This window comes from Nonomuraea sp. ATR24 (genome assembly GCF_041950485.1).
Classification (GTDB): domain Bacteria; phylum Actinomycetota; class Actinomycetes; order Streptosporangiales; family Streptosporangiaceae; genus Nonomuraea; species Nonomuraea ceibae.
In genome coordinates, this window is sequence record NZ_JBGNUU010000002.1 from 510,102 (window position 1) to 530,524 (window position 20,423).

15 protein-coding genes are annotated in these 20,423 nt (G+C 75.5%); 10 read left to right on the forward strand and 5 right to left on the reverse strand.

Annotated features, from left to right (window positions below; translation table 11 throughout):
- The first annotated feature begins 30 nt into the window (after positions 1-30).
- Positions 31-963 carry an AraC family transcriptional regulator gene (locus tag ACBI99_RS06335; protein ID WP_357591097.1) on the forward strand — a complete coding sequence of 311 codons (933 nt, stop codon included), beginning with the start codon at positions 31-33 and terminating at the stop codon, positions 961-963.
- Here ACBI99_RS06335 and ACBI99_RS06340 read toward each other — a convergent pair.
- A complete protein-coding gene (locus ACBI99_RS06340) occupies positions 920-2,608 on the reverse strand; it encodes a DUF4328 domain-containing protein (protein WP_357591095.1) in 1,689 nt (562 codons plus the stop codon). The two genes, ACBI99_RS06335 and ACBI99_RS06340, sit on opposite strands and share 44 nt — an antisense overlap.
- A gap of 134 nt (positions 2,609-2,742) precedes the next feature.
- On the opposite strand from ACBI99_RS06340, the gene ACBI99_RS06345 reads away from it, so the two are divergent.
- Positions 2,743-3,762, forward strand: coding sequence for a hypothetical protein (locus tag ACBI99_RS06345; RefSeq protein ID WP_357591093.1), 1,020 nt, complete (start codon positions 2,743-2,745; stop codon positions 3,760-3,762).
- Between the two features lie 90 nt (positions 3,763-3,852).
- On the forward strand, positions 3,853-5,103 hold the full coding sequence (gene ilvA, locus ACBI99_RS06350; protein ID WP_375071856.1) for a threonine ammonia-lyase IlvA: 1,251 nt from the start codon (positions 3,853-3,855) through the stop codon (positions 5,101-5,103).
- Here ilvA and ACBI99_RS06355 read toward each other — a convergent pair.
- Positions 5,087-5,698 (reverse strand): NAD(P)-dependent oxidoreductase, encoded by a 612-nt coding sequence (locus tag ACBI99_RS06355; RefSeq protein WP_375071857.1) that lies wholly within the window; start codon positions 5,696-5,698, stop codon positions 5,087-5,089. The genes ilvA and ACBI99_RS06355 overlap by 17 nt on opposite strands.
- Positions 5,699-5,782: 84 nt before the next feature.
- On the opposite strand from ACBI99_RS06355, the gene ACBI99_RS06360 reads away from it, so the two are divergent.
- From ACBI99_RS06360 to ACBI99_RS06370, 3 genes are all read left to right on the forward strand, one after another.
- Entirely contained in the window at positions 5,783-6,412 is a 630-nt protein-coding gene (locus tag ACBI99_RS06360; protein WP_364182672.1) for a PadR family transcriptional regulator, read from the forward strand.
- 114 nt (positions 6,413-6,526) lie between these two features.
- Positions 6,527-6,904, forward strand: a complete 378-nt coding sequence (locus ACBI99_RS06365) for an SgcJ/EcaC family oxidoreductase (RefSeq protein ID WP_357591087.1) — start codon at positions 6,527-6,529, stop codon at positions 6,902-6,904.
- Positions 6,901-7,299: a hypothetical protein gene (locus tag ACBI99_RS06370; protein ID WP_357591085.1), complete on the forward strand. Its 399-nt coding sequence runs from the start codon at positions 6,901-6,903 to the stop codon at positions 7,297-7,299. Before ACBI99_RS06365 ends, ACBI99_RS06370 begins: the two co-directional genes overlap by 4 nt.
- Positions 7,300-7,322: 23 nt before the next feature.
- Here the strand turns inward: ACBI99_RS06370 and ACBI99_RS06375 are convergent, their stop codons facing one another.
- Positions 7,323-7,769 (reverse strand): Lrp/AsnC family transcriptional regulator, encoded by a 447-nt coding sequence (locus tag ACBI99_RS06375; RefSeq protein ID WP_357591083.1) that lies wholly within the window; start codon positions 7,767-7,769, stop codon positions 7,323-7,325.
- Positions 7,770-7,916: 147 nt separating this feature from the next.
- Here ACBI99_RS06375 and ACBI99_RS06380 point away from each other — a divergent pair, with 147 nt between their 5' ends.
- The 3 genes from ACBI99_RS06380 to ACBI99_RS06390 all read left to right on the forward strand — a co-directional run bounded on the left by ACBI99_RS06380 (position 7,917) and on the right by ACBI99_RS06390 (position 10,752).
- Positions 7,917-8,783, forward strand: coding sequence for a tryptophan 2,3-dioxygenase family protein (locus tag ACBI99_RS06380; RefSeq protein WP_357591081.1), 867 nt, complete (start codon positions 7,917-7,919; stop codon positions 8,781-8,783).
- A gap of 95 nt (positions 8,784-8,878) precedes the next feature.
- Positions 8,879-9,727 (forward strand): fumarylacetoacetate hydrolase family protein, encoded by an 849-nt coding sequence (locus ACBI99_RS06385; protein ID WP_375071858.1) that lies wholly within the window; start codon positions 8,879-8,881, stop codon positions 9,725-9,727.
- The gene (locus ACBI99_RS06390; protein ID WP_375071859.1) at positions 9,727-10,752 is read left to right on the forward strand and encodes a zinc-binding dehydrogenase; all 1,026 of its coding nucleotides are present in this window, start codon (positions 9,727-9,729) and stop codon (positions 10,750-10,752) included. Before ACBI99_RS06385 ends, ACBI99_RS06390 begins: the two co-directional genes overlap by 1 nt.
- A gap of 12 nt (positions 10,753-10,764) precedes the next feature.
- Here the strand turns inward: ACBI99_RS06390 and ACBI99_RS06395 are convergent, their stop codons facing one another.
- Together ACBI99_RS06395 and ACBI99_RS06400 are read right to left on the reverse strand one after the other, a co-directional pair.
- Positions 10,765-11,589: a DUF6114 domain-containing protein gene (locus ACBI99_RS06395; RefSeq protein ID WP_375071860.1), complete on the reverse strand. Its 825-nt coding sequence runs from the start codon at positions 11,587-11,589 to the stop codon at positions 10,765-10,767.
- 2 nt (positions 11,590-11,591) lie between these two features.
- Positions 11,592-12,203, reverse strand: coding sequence for a DUF6230 family protein (locus ACBI99_RS06400; RefSeq protein ID WP_375071861.1), 612 nt, complete (start codon positions 12,201-12,203; stop codon positions 11,592-11,594).
- 242 nt (positions 12,204-12,445) lie between these two features.
- Here ACBI99_RS06400 and ACBI99_RS06405 point away from each other — a divergent pair, with 242 nt between their 5' ends.
- Positions 12,446-20,422: an SDR family NAD(P)-dependent oxidoreductase gene (locus ACBI99_RS06405; RefSeq protein WP_375071862.1), complete on the forward strand. Its 7,977-nt coding sequence runs from the start codon at positions 12,446-12,448 to the stop codon at positions 20,420-20,422.
- Position 20,423: the final 1 nt, after the last annotated feature.

Genomic DNA, 20,423 nt, shown 5'->3' on the forward strand with positions numbered 1-20,423 from the left:
TGTCTCCGTCATATGTGAGATCGTCTCAGTATGGATCTGCTGGAGGACTATCTCGCGGGCGTCCGGGCGCAGGGCGCGGTCTTCTGCCAGTCGATCGCCGAGCCGCCGTGGGCGGTGCGGTTCACCGATCCGGCGCCGCTGGCGCTGGGCGCGATGCTGCGCGGCGAGTCCTGGATCGTGCGCGCCGGCCTGCCGCCCGTCCGGGTCCGCGAGCGCGGCGTGGTGCTGGTGCGCGGCCTGCGGCCGTTCACCGTGGCCGACCGGCCGGACACCGAGCCCCAGGTGGTGATCGACGGCGCCGACCGGTGCTGGACCACGGCCGGCGGCCCGCAGGCGGCCGGGGCCGAGCTGCTGCTCGGGCCGCGCACGTACGGGCTCAGCGCCGACGGGTCCGACCTGTTCGTCACCGCCGAGTACCCGCTGCGCGGCGACGTGTCCGAGCGCCTGCTCAAGGCGCTGCCCGAGGTGGCCGTCATCCCGGCGGAGCCGCAGTTCGCGCCGCTGCTCGACCTGCTGGCCGCCGAGATCGGCGGCCAGGAGCCCGGCCAGCAGGTCATCCTGGACCGGCTGCTCGACCTGCTGCTGGTGCGGGCGCTGCGGGCGTGGTTCGCCCAGCCCGGCGTCGACGCCCCGCCCGGCTACCGGGCCCTGGCCGACCCCCGGATCGGGCGGGCGCTGCGGCTGATGCACGAGCAGCCCGCCCGCCCGTGGACGGTGGCGGCCCTGGGCGCGGAGGTGGGGATGTCGCGGGCGGTGTTCGCCCGGCGCTTCGCCGAGCTGGTCGGGCAGCCGCCGCTGGTCTACCTGCGGGAGTGGCGCATGACGGCCGCCGCCGACCTGCTGCGCGTGCCCGGCGCCACCGTGACCGCCGTGGCCAGGCGGGTCGGCTACGCCGACGGGTTCGCGTTCAGCACCGCCTTCAAGCGGGTACGCGGCGTGCCCCCGAGTGCGCTGACCCGCTGAGCCTGGCCGCCTGCATGGCGCTCAGCCGCCGCACGTACAGCGCGGTGACGACCGCCGCCGGCACCGCCAGCAGGTGCGTGACGAGGATGGCCCAGCCGATCGGCTCCAGGTCGTACAGGTGGTACGACTCGTCGTCCAGCTCGTACTCCACGTCCCCCTGGCGGAAGAACTCCGTCCACGGCAGCCAGAAGACGGGCCAGGTCAGGAAGGTGGCCAGCCACACGGCCCACCAGGCGTGCAGGAGCCCGGCGGGGGCCATCGCCCGGTCGTGCCGGGGCGGGCTGGAGGCGTGCCAGACGTCGTCGGCGATCTGCTTGGGCAGCACCAGGCAGGCCAGCGGGACGAACCAGCCGTACACGGCCATGGCCGGGCGGTAGCGCAGCCTGCCGGGCGCCAGCCGTTCGGCGACCGCCCGCACCCGCGCGAACCAGAGCAGCCAGCACACCACGAGCAGCGGGCCGAGGACGGCCTGGACGACCATCAGCGGGATGGCGACCTCCTCGACGGGGTCGCGGATCTCCTCGTACGCCTCCAGCAGGCCGATCTGCTCGGCGTGCTCGCCGACCGTGAGCTGGTGGATCGCCGCGGCCCCCGATACCAGCGCGAACAGGGCCAACAGGACGTACACGGCGATCTCGTACCCGGTGGCCGGATACAGCGGGCGGCCGCCGCGCAGGTGCCGCCGCTCGTTGACGAGCAACGGCGGCCCGGCCACCGGGCCGGGCGGCGGCGGGGGCGCCGGCTGTTCGAGCGCGGTCAGCGCCAGGGTCCGGCGATCGGCGATGACCTGGGTGAGCGTCTCGGGCAGCCAGCGCACCGGGCCGGGGCCGTCGCCCGCGGAGGCGAGGCCGGACAGCCGGTCCAGCACCTGCTCCAGGCCCGGCCGGGCGGCGGGGTCCTTGGCCAGGCAGGCCGCGACCAGCCCGGCCAGCGGGGCGGGCACCCCGGTCAGGTCGGGGTCGGCGTGCACCACCCGGTAGACGATCGCGTGGACGGGGCCGTCGCCGAACGGGCCCCGGCCGGTGGCGGCGTAGGCCAGCACGCAGCCCAGCGAGAACACGTCCGAGGCCGGCCCGACCGGCTGGGCCGTGGCCTGCTCGGGCGACATGAACGCGGCGGTGCCCAGCACGGCGGCCGTCTGGGTCTGGCTGGTGGCGTCCAGCGCGCGGGCGATCCCGAAGTCGATCAGGCGGGGCCCGTCCTCGGCGAGGATGACGTTGGCCGGTTTGAGGTCGCGGTGCACGACCTCGCAGGCGTGCACGGCGGCGAGCCCTTCGGCCAGCCCGGCCCCCAGCACCGCGACCGACTCCAGCGGGAGCGGCCCGTGCTCGTCGACCGCCTGGTGCAGAGAGGGGCCGGGGATGTAGGCGGTGGCCAGCCACGGCGGGTCGGCGTCGGCGCCGGCGTCGACGACCTGGGCGGTGTAGAAGCCGCCGACCTTGCGGGCGGCCTCCACCTCGGCGGCGAAACGGCGCCGGAAGTGCGCGTTGTCGGCCAGCTCCGGGCGCACCGCCTTGACCGCCACCAGCCGCCCGCCGGGAGAGCGGCCCAGGAACACCTGGCCCATCCCGCCCCCGCCGAGCCGCGCGCGCAGCCGGTAGGGGCCGATCTGGGTCGGGTCGCCGTCGCGCAGGGGATGAGGCATGACACCGCTTCCGCGTAGAGATCGTCTCCGGGTCGGTGTCATGATGCCAAAACGCCGGACTCCGGGCAGGCGAAACCGGATCGGCGCAAGAGGGATGTGCAGCAAGATGATCACGTCGCCGTGAAGGAGGCCGCTTGCTCGCTTTCGCCTGCGCCGGGTGCGGTGCCGTGCTGACCGCGAAGGTGTCGCGGGTGGAGCTTCCCGACCACGCCGGGCAGAAGTACGGCCACGACCTGGTGCCCGCCCTCCTGGAGCCGGGCACGTACACGGTCGACCCCGGGAACGGGCGGCCGTGGCGGCCGGAGACGCCCGAGGAGGAAGGCGGCGTCCGGCTGCTGACCCTCCACCTCGACGGCCCACCGGGCAGGATCGGGCTCGCGCCGGGCGACGTCCGCGGCACGGTCGTGCTGACCGACCGGCTGGGCGGCTGCTGCTGCGGCTGGGACGGCCGGTACGGCCCGAACCTGGCGTGCGCGGGCTGCGGCGGCGCGGTGGCGACCCGGGTCGACGACTGCGGCCACTGGCAGGTGGTGTGGCTGGAGCCGGACGCCGTGCGTCCGGTCGCCGTCGCGGGGCCCGTCCAGCGGGTGATGGACTGGACGGAGCTGCCGGGCACGCCGCCCGTCGAGCCGGCCGGGTGCTGGAGCCCGGCGTGGGAGGCGGCGATCGCGGCGGCGCTGGCCCACCTCATGGTGGCCGCGGAAGGGCGGCGGGTGACCGTGCCCGACGGGCCGGTCGCCCGGGCGTTCCGGCCGGCGATCGACGGCCTGCTCCCCCGGGGCCTGCCGGAACGGCGTCTCGCCCTGGCCGGGCCCGGCGTGCCCGAGCCGGTCGCGGACCTGGCCCTGGTGCCACGGCATCCGCAGACCGGCGCGGTGTGGCCGGGCGCGACGGCGGCGGCGGTGCCGCTGGCGGCCGGGGTGTGGGCGCGTCTGGCGTTCGCCGACGACCGGCGGCTCCTGTTCGCCTCGCCCCGGCTGCCCGACGGCGTCCGGCGTGACGACCCGCCCCCGCCGCTCCCGCGCCTGCCCTTCCGGCCGGACGGGAGGGTGTTCGCCGGGACGCTGGAGCGGCTGGGGGCGACCCGGGAGCCGTGGCTGCGCCGGATCCACGACCGGGTGAAGGACGCCCCCTTCGAGCCCCCGTTCGGGTAGCCTGCGGCGCTGCCGTCGCGCCGGAACGTGCTGGTCGTGGCCGTAGCGGGTGCTAACGTACCTGGGTCCGCCGTCGTCCCTGGAGTGTGCATGAGCGACCGTCTCACCGCCTCGATGATCAGCCGGGCGGCCGAGCGGTTGCGCCCCGTGACCAGCCGCACGGCGCTGGAGCCCAACGAGCGGCTGTCCGGCCTGGTGGGCGGCCGGGTGCTGCTCAAGCGCGAGGACGCGCAGGTCTGCCGCTCCTACAAGGTGCGCGGCGCGTTCAACCTGATCGCCTCGCTCACGGAGGAGGAGCGGCGGCGCGGCGTCGTCTGCGCGAGCGCGGGCAACCACGGGCAGGGCGTCGCGTTCGCCTGCGCGCGGCTGGGCATCCACGGCCGCGTGTACGTCCCGTCGACCACGCCGAGGCAGAAGCGCGAGCGCATCGCGGCGCTCGGCGGCGACCGGGTGGAGGTCGTGGTGGGCGGCGGCACGTACGACGAGGCGAGCGACGCCGCGCACGCCGACAGCAGCCGTGGCGGGGCCGTCTACGTGCACCCGTTCGACGACGTGCGGACGATGGCGGGGCAGGGCACGGTCGGCCTGGAGATCCTGGAGCAGTGCGGCGAGCCGCCGGGCACCGTGGTCGTCCCGGTCGGCGGCGGCGGCCTGATCAGCGGCATCGCCGTCTGGCTACGCGAGCACGCGCCCGCCACCCGCATCGTCGGCGCCGAGCCCGCGGGCGCGGCCAGCATGCGGGCCGCGCTGCGGCACGGCGGCCCGATCGCGCTGCCGGAGCTCGACACGTTCGTGGACGGCGCCGCCGTCGGCAGGGTCGGCGAGGCCACGTTCCCGCTGGTGAAAGAGCTGGTGGACGAGGTTGTCGCGGTCGACGAGGGCGCGGTGTGCACGGAGATGCTGGACCTCTACCAGTCCGACGGCATCATCGCCGAGCCCGCCGGGGCGCTCGCGGGCGCGGCGGCGCGCGAGGTGCTGCCGTACGCGCCCGAAGGCCCCGTCGTGTGCGTGGTGTCGGGCGGCAACAACGACGTCAGCCGCTACAACGAGGTGCTGGAGCGCTCGCTCGTCCACGTCGGGCTGCGTCACTACTTCCTGGTGACGTTCCCGCAGCGGCCCGGGGCCCTGCGCCACTTCCTGGACGAGGTCCTGGGCGAGGGCGAGGACATCATCGCCTTCGAGTACGTCAAGAAGAACAACCGCGAGACCGGTCCGGCGCTCGTCGGCATCGAGCTGGAGCGGGCGGGCGACCTGGACAGCCTGCTGGCTCGGATGAAGGCCGGTCCGCTCACCGTCGAGCGCATCCCGCCGGGCTCGCCGCTGTTCACCTTCCTCCTGTGAGGCGGGGGCCGCAGATGCCGAGGGCCCTGCCGATCAGGGCGGGATCCTCGGCGGTGTCGAGCAGCGCCATCGCGTAGTCGGCGCGGGAGAGCTGCGCCGCGCCGCCCGTGGCGTTGGCCTCGAAGTCGACGTGCACGCGCCCGGCGGGCGGCTTGTCGTTGAGCATGGTGGCGCGGGCGATGCTCCAGTCGAGGCCGCTGACCTGCAGCATGCCCTCGGCGCGGGCGAGGTCGGCGTACGCCTCGCGGAAGATCAGCCAGGCGAGCGTGACCGCGAGGCGGGGCCTGGTGGCGGGGACGGAGCGGCTGCTCGTCATGACCACCCGCCGGACGCCGTGCTCGCGCATGGCGGTGATGAGGGTGGCGGCGATCCGGCTGCCGCCGACCGCGGCGATGACGGCGTCCTGTCCCTGTACGGCCCGGCGTACGGCGTCGAGGTCGTGCGCGTCGCCCTGGTGCACGCCGGCCGGCTCGGCGGTGCCGGTGAGGAGTTCGGGGCGGCGGGCGAAGGCGGTGATCTCGTGTCCGCGCCGGACGCCCTGGGCCAGCACGTGCTTGCCGGTCCGGCCGGTCGCGCCGATGACCATGATCTTCATGATGATGCCTCCTTCTATATGGCAGTTTGCACTATAGCGATACTCCTAAGCTATAGTGCAAACTGCACTAAGAAAAGGAGAGTCATGGCACGACGTCCCGACCTGGTCGGCCTGACCGTGCTGGCCATGCTGTCGGTACGTCCCGCCCACCCGTACGAGCTGCACCGGTTCATCCTCGACACGCACAAGGACTACGTGACGGGGCTGCCGCGCAGCCTCTACCACGCGGTCGACAAGCTGGCCGGCGAGGAGCTGATCGTTCCCGTGGAGACCAGCCGCGAGGGCCGCCGGCCCGAGCGCACCATCTACGAGATCACCGGCGAGGGCCGCCAGGAGCTGGCGACCCGGCTCCGGGCGCTGCTGGAGAACCCGGGCGGCGAGCGCCGCGTCTTCACCGCGGCCGTCTCGCTCATCGGCGTCCTGCCGGTGCCCGAGGCGCTGCAGTCGCTGCGCACCCGGGCGGCGGCGCTCGAAGGGAGCGTCACCGCGCTCAACGGCCACCTGAAGGCGCTGCGCGACAGCGGCCTGCCCGACGTGCTGGCGCTGGAGCTGGACTACGAGCGGGCGCTGACCGAGACCGAGCTGGCCTGGGTCAGGCAGCTCATCGGCCGACTGGAGTCGGGCGAGCTCGGCTGGTCCGACGCCTCCCGGCGCGACCAGCTCGACCAGCTCGACCAGCTCGACCAGCTCGACAAGGTGCTCGACCAGCCATGACCAGACGGCTGCCAGGGTGCGCCAACACCCTGGCAGCCGGACCACCGACAAGGCGCCTGCCCTGCCTGGAGTCGCATCCCCAGGATAGGCGCCGCGACCATGAGGAGTTGCGCCATGTCCGCCGACGCGGAGATCGTCACCATGCTCACCCATCTCGCCGGCGCCTGGAACGCCGGCGACGCCACCGCCTACGCCGCCCTCTTCACCGAGGACGCCGACTACATCACCTTCACCGGCAGCCACAGCAGGGGCCGGGAGGAGATCGAGTCCTCGCACCGGTGGCTGTTCGAGGGGCCGCTGAAGGGCTCCACCATGCCCGCCCCGGGCGACGTCCTGGTCAAGCCGCTGGCCGACGGCGCCGTGCTGGTGATCGCGCGGGGCGGCACCAGTGTGGGCGGCGACCTGCGCGACTCGGTCGTCAGCTACACCGCCGTGCGCACCGCCGAGGGCTGGCGCTTCGCCTCCTTCCAGAACACCCGGGTGGCGTCATGACGAAGAAGACGCTGCTCGCCGAGGTGGCCGGGGTCGTCGAGGCGCCCGTCGCCACCGTGTGGGCCGCCGTGGCCGACGAGCTGCTGCCCGACGGCAGGCGCACCGGCCGCTTCACCGTCCAGGACGCGCCCGGTCACACGACCACCGTGGAGGTCCGGGACCGCACCGTCGCCTTCCAGGGCGGCTGGTGGTACCGGGGCGAGTGGAGCGTCCAGCCGCACCCGCAGGGGGCGCTGCTCGTGCACCGCGTCTTCAACGTGGCGCGGGTGGCCCGCTGGGCCGTGCCGCTTGCCAACCGCATGTTCGTCGGCTTCGCCGCCGCGACGCGGACGGCCTTCCTGGACGCGCTCGCCCGGACGGGACGCCGCCTGGGCTGCTCCACCCGCCCGGCCTGACCGGGTACGCCGCCCGCCCCCGGTCAGCGGGCGGGCGGCGCCGCGACGACCGGCCGGTTCGCCAGCGGGCTCGAGAAGATCATCGTGCTCGACGGCTTCCCGTAGACGGCCAGCCGGTCGATCAGCGCCTCGAACGCCGCCATCGACGGGACCGCGATCTTGAGGATGCTGCACACGTCGCCGGTGACGCGGTGGATCTCCCGGATCTCCGGCCAGGCGGCCACCTCGGGGTCCCGCAGCACGCACGTCGGTCCGTAGCAGGTGAGCTGCACGAACGCGGCCACCTCCCAGCCAACCCGGCCCGGGTCCACCGCCGCGTGGTAGCCGGTGATCACCCCGGTCTCCTCCAGCCGCCGGATCCGCTCGGCCACGGCCGGCGGCGACAGGTGGACGCGGCGCGACAGCTCGTTGAAGGAGAGCCTCGCGTTCTCCTGGAGCTCGCGCAGCAGCTCCCAATCCATGGCGTCCATCACACGCTCTTTCGTTCACAAGGTGACCCGGCCGATATCCGTACCGAATATAAGGCCGGAGCCGGGAACGGCCATTTCATCGGCATTCCGTCACCCGGTGCCGCCTCGGCATCATGAGAGGACCGACAAAGCGAGAGGAGTGCCGCAATGCCACGCGTACGTCCGGTCTCAGCCGGTGAACGGGCCGAGCGGGCCAGGGCCGGGGGCGGGCTGCCGACCCTCGACTTCGAGCAGGAGACCCCGTACGACTCCTACGTCGGCACCGGCGCCCTCCTCGACCTGCAGCGGCCGCTCAGCGACGCGCCGGGCGAGATGTCGTTCCTGGTGATCACGCAGGTGATGGAGCTGTACTTCAAGCTCGTCGCCCACGAGCTGCGCGGCGCCCAGGAGTCGCTGCGCGCCGACCGGGTGCCGGACGCCGTCGCCGCGCTGCGCCGCACCGGCCTGCACCTGGAAGGGCTGAACGGGAGCTGGCGCGGGCTGAGCTGGATGACGCCGTCGGACTTCAACCGCTTCCGCGACCTGCTCGGCGAGGCGTCGGGGCTGCAGTCGAGCATGTACCGGCTGGTGGAGTTCAGGCTCGGGCTGAAGAGCGAGGCGCTGCTGCGGCCGTTCAGGCGCAGCCCCGGCGGGCAGGCGCTGCGGCGGGCGTTCGCCGAGCCGAGCCTGTGGGACGACACCGTCGCGCTGCTCGCCCGGCACGGCCACGACCTGCCCGCCGACGTGCTCGGCCGCGACCACGCCGCCGAGTACGAGCCGCACGAGGCCGTCGAGCGCGCCTGGGTGGCGGTCTACCGCGACGAGTCCCCCGCCAACCTGCTCAGGTCGCTCGGCGACGCGCTGACCGAGGTCGCCGAGCGGTTCGGCGACTGGCGCTACCAGCACGTGGCGGCGGTGCGCAGGTCGATGGGCGCCAAGCCGGGCAGCGGCGGCTCCAACGGGCTGGCCTGGCTGGAGCGCAGCATGACCCGCGTGGTCTTCCCCGAGCTCTGGTCGGCTCGCACCCACATGTAGACCGGAGGGGATCTTCCGTTCGGCGGGCCGAGCGTCTAACGTCCGGAACGGCCGCGGGCCGCCCGTGCCCGGCCGGTCCGTGAGGAGAACCGCTCGTGCAACTCATGCGCATCGGCGCGCCCGGCGCCGAGAAGCCCGTCGTCCGCGTGGACGACGCCCACTACGTCGACGTCTCCGATGTCACGCCCGACTTCGACGAGCGGTTCTTCGGCTCCGGCCGCATCGCCCTGCTGCCCGAACGGGTCGCCACGGGCGAGCGCCGGCCGTTCGCCGGGGAGCGGATCGGCGCGCCGATCGCCCGGCCGCACCAGATCCTGTGCATCGGCCTCAACTACGCCGACCACGCCGCCGAGGCCGGGCTGCCGGTGCCGGACGAGCCGATCCTGTTCACCAAGTCGCCCAACACCCTCGTCGGACCCCACGACGACGTGCGCATCCCGCGCGGGTCCGCCAAGACCGACTGGGAGGTCGAGCTGGGCGTCGTCATCGGCCGCCGCACCTCCTACCTGGACTCGCCGGACGAGGCACGCGACGCCATCGCCGGCTACTGCGTGGTCAACGACGTGAGCGAGCGCGCCTTCCAGATGGAACGCGGCGGCCAGTGGTCCAAGGGCAAGTCCGCCGAGACGTTCAACCCGGCCGGGCCGTGGCTGGTCACCCCGGACGAGATCCCCGACGTGCGCGACCTCGGCCTGTGGCTGGACGTCAACGGGGTACGGCGGCAGACCGGCTCCACCAAGACGATGATCTTCGACCCGTATGTGATCGTGCACCATCTGAGCCAGTTCATGGTGCTGGAGCCCGGCGACCTGATCAACACCGGCACCCCGCCCGGCGTCGGCATGGGCCGCGACCCGCAGGTCTGGCTGCGGCCCGGGGACGTCGTCGAGCTGGGCATCGACCGCCTGGGCCGCCAGCGTCAGCGCGTCGTCGGACCCCGGTAGTGCGGGCGCTCGTCCTGACCGGGCCGGGCCGGGCCGAGGTCCAGGAGGTCGAGCCGCCCGCCGCCATGCCCGGCGAGGTGGTGGTGGACGTCGAGCGGGCCGGCGTGTGCGGCACGGACGCCGAGCTGTTCAGCGGCCGGATGAGCTACCTGCGCACCGGCCGGTCCCGGTATCCGCTGCGTCCCGGCCACGAGTGGTGCGGCCGGGTGAGCGCGACCGGCGACGGCGTCGACCCGGCCTGGCTGGGGCGGCGCGTCACCGGCGACACCATGCTCGGCTGCGGCCGGTGCGCGCGCTGCCTGGCGGGCCGCCACCACGTGTGCGCGGACGTGGCGGAGCTCGGGATCAGCCGGGGCCGCCCCGGCGCGCTCGCCGAGCAGGTCGCGGTGCCCGTCACGGCGCTGCACCCGTTGCCCGGCGCCGTGGACCCCGCGGCGGGGGCGCTGGCCGAGCCGGGCGGCAACGCGCTGCGGGCCGTCCGCGCCGCCGCGCTGGAGCCGGGCGAGCGGCTGCTGGTGCTGGGCACGGGGACGATCGGCCTGCTCGTGGCGCTGTTCGCGCGGGCCAGGGGCCTCGGCGTCCACCTGATGGGGCGCGACGAGGACTCCCTGGAGCCCGCCCGGCGGCTCGGCTTCGACCGCCTCTGGACCCGGGAGTCGCTGCCGCCGGCGCCCTGGGACGCCGTCGTCGACGCCTCCAACGCCGCCGGGCTGCCCGCCCTCGCGGCGCGGCTCGCCGAACCCGGCCGGCGCGTCGTCTGCATCGGCCTGTCCGGCAGCCCGTCCACGCTCGACACGCGCGACCTGGTGCTCAGGGACGTCACCGTCGTCGGCGTCCTCGGCGGGTCCGCCGGGCTGGCGGGGGCCGTCGCCGCCTACGCCGACGGCTCCGTGGACCCCCGCCCGCTCGTGGCCGCCACCGTCGGGCTCGGCGAGACGGCCGGGGTGCTCGCGGGGCGGCGTCCGGCCGGGGCCGGGCCCGGGCCGAAGGTGCACATCGACCCCCGGCGCGTCAGGGGCGGCTGAGCGCCCGCTGCGTCAGGGGCGGGTGAGCGCCCGCTGCGTCAGGCCGTCGAGCCGGGCGCGGGCGGCGCGGACGAGGGGCCGGTCGGCCTCCACGTCCGTGACCGTCATGGACGGCAGCGGCAGGGCGGGCAGGGGCAGCACCGGGGTGAGCGTGAGCGGGACGCCGCCGACCTTGGCGCGCAGGCGGGACACGTACAGGACGACGCCGCCCGACAGAGTCAGCCGGGCGAAGCGCTGCCGGGCGGCCCGGCCGGGGCCGCCGGTCCAGTGCAGGCCGTCGGTGATCTCGACGGCGGACATGGACAGCTTGAGCCGGGCGCCCGCGGGCCGGCGCACCACCTCGATCCGCGCGCCGTGCACGGTCAGCCGCGCGGCCGTGAGGCCGGACCGAGCGGGCTCGGCGGGCTCAGCGGGTGTGGCGAGGTGCGGGAGGGCGAGGGCGAAGGCCACGGGGACGGCGGCGAGGGCCCGCAGCGGGTCACGCGCCGGACGCTCCCGGCGGGCGGCGGGGGTCCAGGCGCACAGCAGGGCGCCGCCGGTGAGCCCGGCGAGCATGCCGACGCCGAAGCCGCCGAAGTTGGACGTGACGAAGGACCCCAGCGACAGCGCGATGGCGGTGATCCCGAGGAACACCCGCTGCCCGAGCTGCCACCAGCTCAGCAGCCCGGCGGCGACGAGGAGCAGCCCGGCCAGGTAGCCGGAGATCCCGGCGACGCCCTGCCGGACGAGAAGCGGGAGCGGGGCGAGCGGCGCGAGCAGGATGACGGCCCCACCGGCGATCACCCACAGCCCTCCCCAGAAGGGACGGCTACGGCGCCACCGGCGGAATCGGGCCATGATCAGAAGCACTCGTGGTCGCCGGGCAGAAAGCTCAGCCGCAGCCCGTTGAGCCGGAAGGTGCCCGCGTTGACGGCGTAGGCGGTCTGCCGCAGGCCGGTGATGCGCACGGTGTCGGCCCGCTGGCCGATGTCGCCCCGGCGGCCGGTCCGCCCGGCGGGGGCGCCGAGGGTGGCGGCGTCGACGCCGATCTCGATTTCGCCGAACTCGGCGTCGCCGGAGAGCTGGTGCAGGTCGATGACCAGGTTCGTGACCTCCACGGGCCGCTCACCGTCGCCCGCCCTGACCAGGAACGTGACGGGCCCGGCGGGGGTGCGGACGAGCGCGGACTGGCACAGGCCGGTGATCCGCGCCCTGCCGATCACCGAGACGAGGACCGGCCGCTGCCCGGCGGTGGTCGCGGCCACGTCGCCGTACTGGGCGAACCCCTCCCCCACGAGCCGGTCCGCCGACACCTTGAACCGCTCGCCCGACAGGGCGAAGGACGCCGCCACGCCGCCCGTGCCGGTCAGGCCGACGAGGAGCGCGGCCGCCGCCAGCGCGGGGACGAGCACGGCGGCGAAGCGGCGCCACCGGGTGCCGCCCGCCGGGCCGGGCACCGGCTCACCTGACATCACGCCCCGCCTCCGCTCAGGTGCGGTGTGGTCGCCGGAACGGGCGAACCGGCACGCCACAGTATAGAGACCCATCGCACACAATTGACTACTCTCGGCGACACTGGCCAGATTTCCAAAGCCCACCACACCATCCCTTAACGGGAGGCATCACCGTCACCAGGGAGGAACACGAACAGTCGCTATTCGGTCACGTACGGCTGTGGTGCCATGGGGGCGCGGACGAGCGGAAGGGTGACGGAATGAGCGCAGGCGGGAACGGGCAGGCGTGGCCGCGCCAGGCGGTGGCGATCGTGGGCGTGGGGTGCCGGCTCCCCGGCGGCATCCGCGACCTCGACGGACTGTGGCAGGCGCTGCTGCGCGGCGACGATCTGGTCGGCACCGTGCCGCCGGACCGCTTCGAGGCCGACCGGTACGTCGACGAGTCCATCCCTCGCCTCGACCGCAGCTACACGCGGGCCGGCGGCTTCCTCGACGACGTCACCGGCTTCGACGCCGCCTACTTCGGGATCTCCCCCAAGGAGGCCGCCTCGATGGACCCGCAGCAGCGGCTGCTGCTGGAGATGGCGGCCGAGGCGTTCGACGACGCCGGCATCGACCCGGCCCGCCTGGCGGGCGGCGACACGGGCGTGTTCGTCGGCGTCTCCGACCCGTCGTACGGGGTGCTGCAGGCGCTCGAACCCGGCGGGATGGGCCCGTACACGATGTCCGGCATGGCGCTGTCGATCGCCGCGAACCGGCTGTCGCACGCGTTCGACCTGCGCGGGCCCAGCATGAGCATCGACACCGCGTGCTCGTCGGCGCTGCAGGCGGTCGAACGGGCCTGCCGGGCGCTGGCGGACGGCTCCGCCAGCACGGCGCTGGCCGGCGGCGTGAACGTGCTCCTCAACCCGATGGGGTTCATCGGGTTCAGCCAGGCGGCGATGCTGTCGCCGACCGGGCGGTGCCGGGCGTTCTCGGCCGACGCCGACGGGTTCGTCCGGGCCGAGGGCGGCGGCGTGGTCGTGCTCAAGCTGCTGGACGACGCGCTCGCCGACGGCGACCGGGTGCACGGCGTCATCGTCGGCGCCGCCGCCAACAACGACGGCCGCACGATGGGGCTGGCGCTGCCGAGCACCGAGGCGCAGGAGGCGCTGCTGCGCCAGGTGTACTGGAAGGCCGGCGTCGACCCCGACGAGGTCGCGTACGTGGAGGCCCACGGCACCGGCACGCAGGCCGGCGACCCCGCCGAGTGTGGCGCGCTGGGACGGGCGCTCGGCACGGCCCGGTCGAGCGGCCCGCTGCCGATCGGCTCGGTCAAGACGAACCTCGGCCACCTGGAGCCCGCCTCCGGCATGCCGGGGCTGTTCAAGGCGCTGCTCGTGCTGCGGCACCGGACGATCCCGGCGTCCCTGCACGCCTCGGTGCCGAACCCCGCCATCGACTTCGACGGGCTCGGGCTGAGCATCGTCACCGAGCCGCGCCCGCTGCCCGAGACGGGCGGGCGGACGGTGGTGGGGGTGAACTCGTTCGGGTTCGGCGGCGCGAACGTGCACGTGGCCGTCGCCGCGCCGCCGTCGGTGGGGTCGTCGTCGGAGGGGGCGTCCGGGGTGCCGGGGCGGGTGGAGGGGGCCGTCCCGGTGCCCGTCGTCGTGTCCGCGCGCTCCGGCGGCGCGCTGACGGAGGCCGTCGCGCGCGCCGCCGCGCACCTGGAGACGGTAGGCGCGGACGGCTTCTACGACGTCGCCTACACCGCCGCGCGCCGCCGCGGCCTGCACCGGCACCGCGCCGTCGTGCTCGCCGCCTCCCCCGCGGAGGCGGCGGGCGGCCTGTCCAGGCTGTACGCGACCGGGGACGAGGCCCGGACGGGCGCATCGGCGCCCAAGGCGGTCACCGGCGAGGCCGTGGAGCGCGGCCGGGTCGCCCTGGTGTTCTGCGGCAACGGGTCGCAGTGGGCCGGGATGGGCGCCGACCTGCTCGGCGAACCCGCGTTCCGGCAGGCCGTCGAGGCCGTCGACGGCGAGCTGGCCGACCGGCTCGGCTGGTCGGTGCTGCGCGAGCTGGAGCTGCCGCCGGACCGGTGGCGGCTGTCGGCGACCGAGGTGGCCCAGCCGCTGCTGTTCGCGGTGCAGGCCGGGGTGGCGGCGATGCTGGAGGCGGCGGGCGTACGGGCCGGGGCGGTGCTGGGGCACAGCGTCGGCGAGGTCGCCGCCGCGTACACCTCCGGCGCGCTGTCGGCCGCCCAGGCCGCGCGGGTGATCGCCGCCCGCGGGCTGGCGCAGTCGGCGACGCGCGGCCAGGGCCGGATGGCGGCCGTCGGGCTGCCCGAGGCCGAGGCCCGGCAGCTCCTCGCCGGCTACCCCGGCGTGGAGGTCGCCGCCGTCAACACCGCCCGGGACGTGACCGTCGCCGGGCCCCAGGGCGCGCTCAAGCTGCTGGGCGAGGACCTGGCGGCGCGCGAGGTCTTCTACCGCGAGCTGGACGTGGAGTATCCGTTCCACAGCGCCGCCATGGACGCCGTACGCGAACCGCTCTGCGCGGCGCTGGAGGGGCTGCGGCCGTCTCGGGCGCGGATCCCCATGGTGTCGACGGTCTCGGGCGAGACGCTGACCGGCGAGGAGCTCGATGCCACGTACTGGTGGCAGAACGTACGGCGGCCCGTGCGGTTCGCGGAGGCGGTGGACCGGGTGCTCGCCGACGGGTACGACGTGCTGGTGGAGGTCGGGCCCCACCCGGTGCTCCGCTCCTACCTGCGCCGCCTCTCCGCCGCCGCCCACACCCGCACCGCCCTCATCCCCACCCTCCACCGCCCCCCGGCGACCGACCCCGCACCCGACACCCCGCAGCCCCCCGCGAACGGCGCGGAGGACGCCCCCGCCGTGGGAGCGGACCAGTCCCCGGCGGGTTTCGCGAACGAGGCCCCGGGTGACGGCGGCACGGAAGACGCCACCACGGACAGCGCGGAAGACGCCCCGGCGAGCAGCGCGGAAGACGCGCCTGATCCCGGGACGGAGGGCGCCCCCGCGAACGGCGCGCACCCCGCTCCGGCGGACGGCCCGGGGGAAACCCTCGCCACGGATGCTCCGGTGGGGGTGGCAGCCGGGGCTGTGGTGGCCGGGGGGCCGGCGGCGGTCGGGGCGGCGGTGGCGGGGGTCGTGGCGGCCGGGGGTGAGATCGACTGGGACCGGTACTTCCCGCGCCCCGGCGTGGTGCGGTCGCTGCCCGCCTACCCGTGGCAGCGGCAGCGCCACTGGACCGGCGGCCCGCTGAGCTGGGCGCGCTCCATCGGCGACCCGGCGATCGTGCACCCGCTGCTGGGCCAGCGGCTGCCGACGCTCGAACCGTCCTGGTACGGGGAGATCGACCAGGTACGCGTGCCGTGGGTGAACGACCACCGGGCGGCCGGGGCCGCCGTGATGCCCGCGACCGGCTACCTGGAGATGGCGCTGGCCGCCGGGCGGCACGCGATCCCGGAGGCGGCCGACGCGGTCGAGATCGACCGGGCGAGCATCACCCGCGCCCTGGTGGTGCCGCCCCCGAGCGGGGAGCCGGTCTGCGTGCAGACGTCGCTGTCCGCAGAGACGGGCATGATCACCGTGTCGAGCACGAATCGGCGCGGGCAGCATTCGCGCGAGCACTTCCGGGCGCGGGTGCGGCCGCTGCTGCGTACCGCCCCGCCGCCGCTCGACCTGGCCGAGCTGCGCGCCCGCGTCGCCGAGCCCGTCGACGTGCCCGCCTACTACGCGCGGGCGGCCGAGGGGCGGATGGCGTGGGGGCCGACGTTCCGGGTGCTCACGGGGCTGTGGCGGGCGCCGGGTGAGGTGCTGGGCGCGTACACCTGCCCGGACCAGCAGGACGAGCGCTACGAGGCACACCCGGTGCTGCTCGACAGCGCCCTCCAAGCGGGCGTGCTGTGGCTGGTGGACCTGCTGGTGGACGGCACCGGCTACATGCCCGCGGCGATCGGCGCCGTCCGCGTGTGGGGCAGGCCGGACCCGGAGGGCTTCCTGCACGTACGGGAACGTTCCAGCAGCCTGGAGGAGGTGTGCTGGGACATCACGATCACCGGGACGGACGGCCGGGTGGCGGCCGAGATGGACGGCGTCCGGCTGCGCCGCATGCCGGGCACCCACACGACCCGGCCCGAGCGTTACCACGTCGAGCTGCGCGCGGCCCCCCGCCCCACCGACCCCGCCGCCGCCTGGCCGGGCCCCTCTCCGGCCGCGCTACTCGCCGGCGCCGCCGACCGGCTGGCCGAAGCGCGCTCGGCCTGGCGGGACCTGCGCTATCCGGCGTACGCGGCCCTCCTGGAGGAGACCTCCGCCCACGCCCTCGCCGCGGCGCTGGCGGCCTTGACCACCGGCGAAGCCGAACCGGCCGCCGAGAACGTACCGGCGGCCGAGAGCGCGCCGGGCGCCGAGAGCGCGTCGCCGACCGGGAGCCGGCCGACCGGCGCGAGCCGGCCGGGCGGCGGAGGGCTGGACGTGGAGGGGCTGATCGGTGTGTGCCGGGAGCCACGGCATCGGGAGCTGGTGCGGGCGGCGTTGCCGCTGCTGGAGCGGTACGGGGTGCTGGAGCGGCACGGCGACGGGAGCGTACGCCTGGTCGGGGGTGCGCCGGACCTGCGGAGGCTGGTAGAGGCGGGGGCGGCGTTCCCGGCGCAGACGGCGCTGGCGGTGCGGGCCGCGACGCGACTGCGGGAGGTGCTGGCCGGAGAGGTCGAGGCGGCCGACGTGCTCGGCGCGGACGGGGCCGCCGACCTGCTGGAGCAGTATCACGACATCGGGCCGGCGAGCCTGTTCGCGAACCGGATCGCGCGGGCGCTGGTCGAGCAGGTCGTCCAGGGGTGGCCGGTGGATCGGCCGCTGCGCGTGCTGGAGGTGGGGGCGGGCACCGGCGGCACCACGGCGGCGCTGCTGCCGGTCCTGCCGGTCGACCGGACCCGCTACACCGTCACCGACGTGGCGGAACCGGCGCTGGCCCGGCTGCGGCAGCGGCTGTCCGGGGCGGACGTCGTCGACTTCGGGCTGCTCGACCTGGACGTGGACCCGGGCGAGCAGGGGTATGCGGAAGGCGCGTTCGACCTGGTGGTGGCGGGCGGGTGCCTGCATGCGGCCCGGGACGTGGCCGGGGCGCTGCGCGGGCTGGGGCGGCTGCTCGCGCCCGGCGGGAAGCTGCTTGCGGCGGTGCCGCACCGGGAGGGGCCGCCGTTGCCGCTGCCGGAGCTGACGCCGGAGTTCCGGGACGCGCCGCCGGACGCGCCGACGCGGTCCGCGCGGCAGTGGACGGAGCTGCTGGCCGAGGCGGGCTACGCCGATGTGGTGCGGGCCGGGCCCGAGGAAGACCCTGACGTGGGCGGCTTCTCGGTGCTGCTCGCGACCTCCCCCGCCGGCGCGTCCGCGGACCGGGCGGCGCTGCCTGACGGCGGGGCTGAGGGCACCTGGGTCCTCATCGCGGAGGATGCCGGCGACCCGGTGGTCGCCGAGCTCGCGGCGCTGCTGCGGGAGCGCGGCGGCCAGGCGGTGGTGGCCCCTCCCGGCGACGACGCCGCCGTGTGGGCCGCCCACGCCTCCACAGCCGACAGGATCACGTACGCCCTGATCCTGGGAGAGCCTGCCGAACCGGACACCCCCGCGCCCTCAGACGCCACCGAGCCGCGGTCAGCCACCACACCCCCGGAGGTCGGCGAGCCGCTGGAGGCCGCCGGGCCGGCCGAGGGTGGCGGGGCGCTGGGCGTCGGCGTGCCGCATGAGGTTGTGGGGCGGGTCGTACGGCGGGCGGGGGTGCTTCGGGGGCTGGCGGTGGCCTGTGAGGAGCTGCCGCAGAGCCTGCCGGTGCGGTTGTGGCTGGTGGCCCGGCCGTGCGGGGCGCTGCCTGAGCCGGAGGGCGGGGAGGTGCACGCGGAGGACGCGGCCACGTGGGGGACGGTGCGGTCGCTGGGGAACGAGCAGCCGCGGCTGGACGCCCGGCGGGTGTGCCTGCACCGGGGCGGCGACGCGCGCCGGGACGCGGAGCGGCTGGCGGCGGAGCTGCTGGAGCCGGGCGACGACGACGAGATCCTCCTGGCGCGGGCGGGGCGGTTCACGCCTCGGCTGGTGCGGTCGGCGCCGCCGGCCGTGCGGGCGGCCGCCGGGGACGCGTACCGGCTGGCGGTGCGGGATCCGGGGCTGGCGTACGAGCTCGTGTGGGAGCGGACCGCGCGGCCGGAGCCGGGCCCGGGGCAGGCGCTGGTCGAGGTGGGGGCGATCGGGCTGAACTACCGGGACGTCATGTTCGCGGTGGGCCTGCTGCCGTCGGAGGCCGTGGAGGCCGTGTTCGGCGGGCACGAGCTGGGCCTGGAGTGCGCCGGGACGGTCGTGGCCGTGGGGCCGGGCGTGACGCGGTTGCGGCCGGGGGACCGGGTGGCGGCGGCCGGGCCGGTGGGGTTCGGCAGCCATGCGGTGATCGAGGAGTGGACGGCCATCCGCATCGCGGACGGGCTCGGCTTCGCCGGAGCGGCCACGCTGCCGATGCCGTACTCGACCGTTCATCACGCGCTGCATCACTGCGCGAGGATCCGGGCGGGCGAGACGGTGCTGGTGCACGGCGGCGCGGGCGGGGTCGGGCTGGCGGCGCTGGAGTACGCGCGGGCGGCCGGGGCGCAGGTGATCGCGACGGCGGGCAGCGAGGCCAAGCGGGACCTGCTGCGGGCGCTGGGGGCGGCGCACGTGCTGGACTCGCGGAGCCTGCGCTTCGCCGAGCAGGTGCGGGAGCTGACCCGCGGCCGGGGCGTGGACATCGTGCTGAACTCGCTGGCCGGGGAGGCCGTGAGCCGGAGCCTGGAGTGCCTGCGGCACGGGGGGCGCTTCGTCGAGCTGGGCAAGCGCGACATCTACGAGAGCCGGCATCTGGCGCTGCGGCCGTTCGGGGACAACATCGCGTTCTACGGCGTGGACGTGGGCACGCTCATGTGGAAGGACCCGGCGCTGATGGCCGAGCACATGGCGACGCTCCTGACGGTGACGGACATGCGTCCGCTGCCGCACACGGTGTTCCCGGCGGAGCGCGTGGCGGACGCGTTCGCGCTCATGCGGCATTCCCGGCATATCGGGAAGGTCGTGGTCTCGCTGGATCCCCGGGACGAGCCGGGCCTGGTGCGCTTCCGTCCCGCCGTGCGGCGGGGCTCGGGCACGTACCTGATCACGGGTGGTCTGAGCGGGTTCGGCGCGGAGACCGCGCGGCGCCTGGCGGGGGCGGGGGTGCGGCGGCTGGCGCTGGTCAGCAGGCGCGGCGCGGCCACGCCGGAGGCGGACGCGCTGCTGGCGGAGCTGCGCGGGCTCGGCGCGGAGGCCACGGCGCACGCGGCCGACGTCGCCGACCGCGACGCCGTGGCCCGCCTGCTGCGCGAGCTCGACGAGGCCGGGCACCCGGTGCGCGGCGTCGTGCACGCCGCCATGACGCTCGACGACGCCGCGCTCGCGGACCTGTCCGACGACCGGTTCCGGGAGGTCCTGCGGCCGAAGATCGCGGGTGCGCTGGTGCTGGACGAGCTCACGGCGGGGCTGCCGCTGGAGGCGTTCGTGCTGTACTCGTCGCTGACGACGATCGGCAACATCGGGCAGTCGCCGTACGTGTCGGCGAACCTGTTCCTGGAGGCGCTGGCCAGGCGGCGGCGGGCCCGGGGCCTGCCCGCGCTCGCGGTGTGCCTGGGCGCGCTGGCCGGCACCGGCGTGCTGGCGCACGGCACCCAGGCGGAGGCGCTGGCCAGGCTCGGCATCGGCTCCATGGACCCGGCCGTGGCGCTGGCCGCCGTGGACGACATGCTGGCCGACGGCTCCGACGTGGCCGTGATCGGCCGCTGCGACTGGGCCAGGCTGCGCCAGGCGCTCCCGGGGCTGCGGCGGCCGTGGCTGTCGGCGGTGCTGCCGCCCGGCGCCGACCAGGCCCCCGACGTCGAGGACCTGCTGGGGAAGCTGGCCCTGATGGACGCCGAGGAGGCGCACGCGTACGTCGTCGAGCAGATCACCGAGCTGCTGTCGTCGGTGCTGCTGGTCCCGGCCGCCGACATCGACCCGGACCGGCGGCTGGACGAGTACGGCCTCGACTCGCTCATGGCCACGCAGCTCCTGCTGTCGATGCGGCACGCGTTCGCGGTGGACATCCCGCCGATGGAGCTGATCCGCGGGGCCGGGACCGTCAGCGACATCGCCCGCACGGTGCTCCTCCACCTGGGGCTGCAGGCCTCGCGCCCGGCTTCCTGAG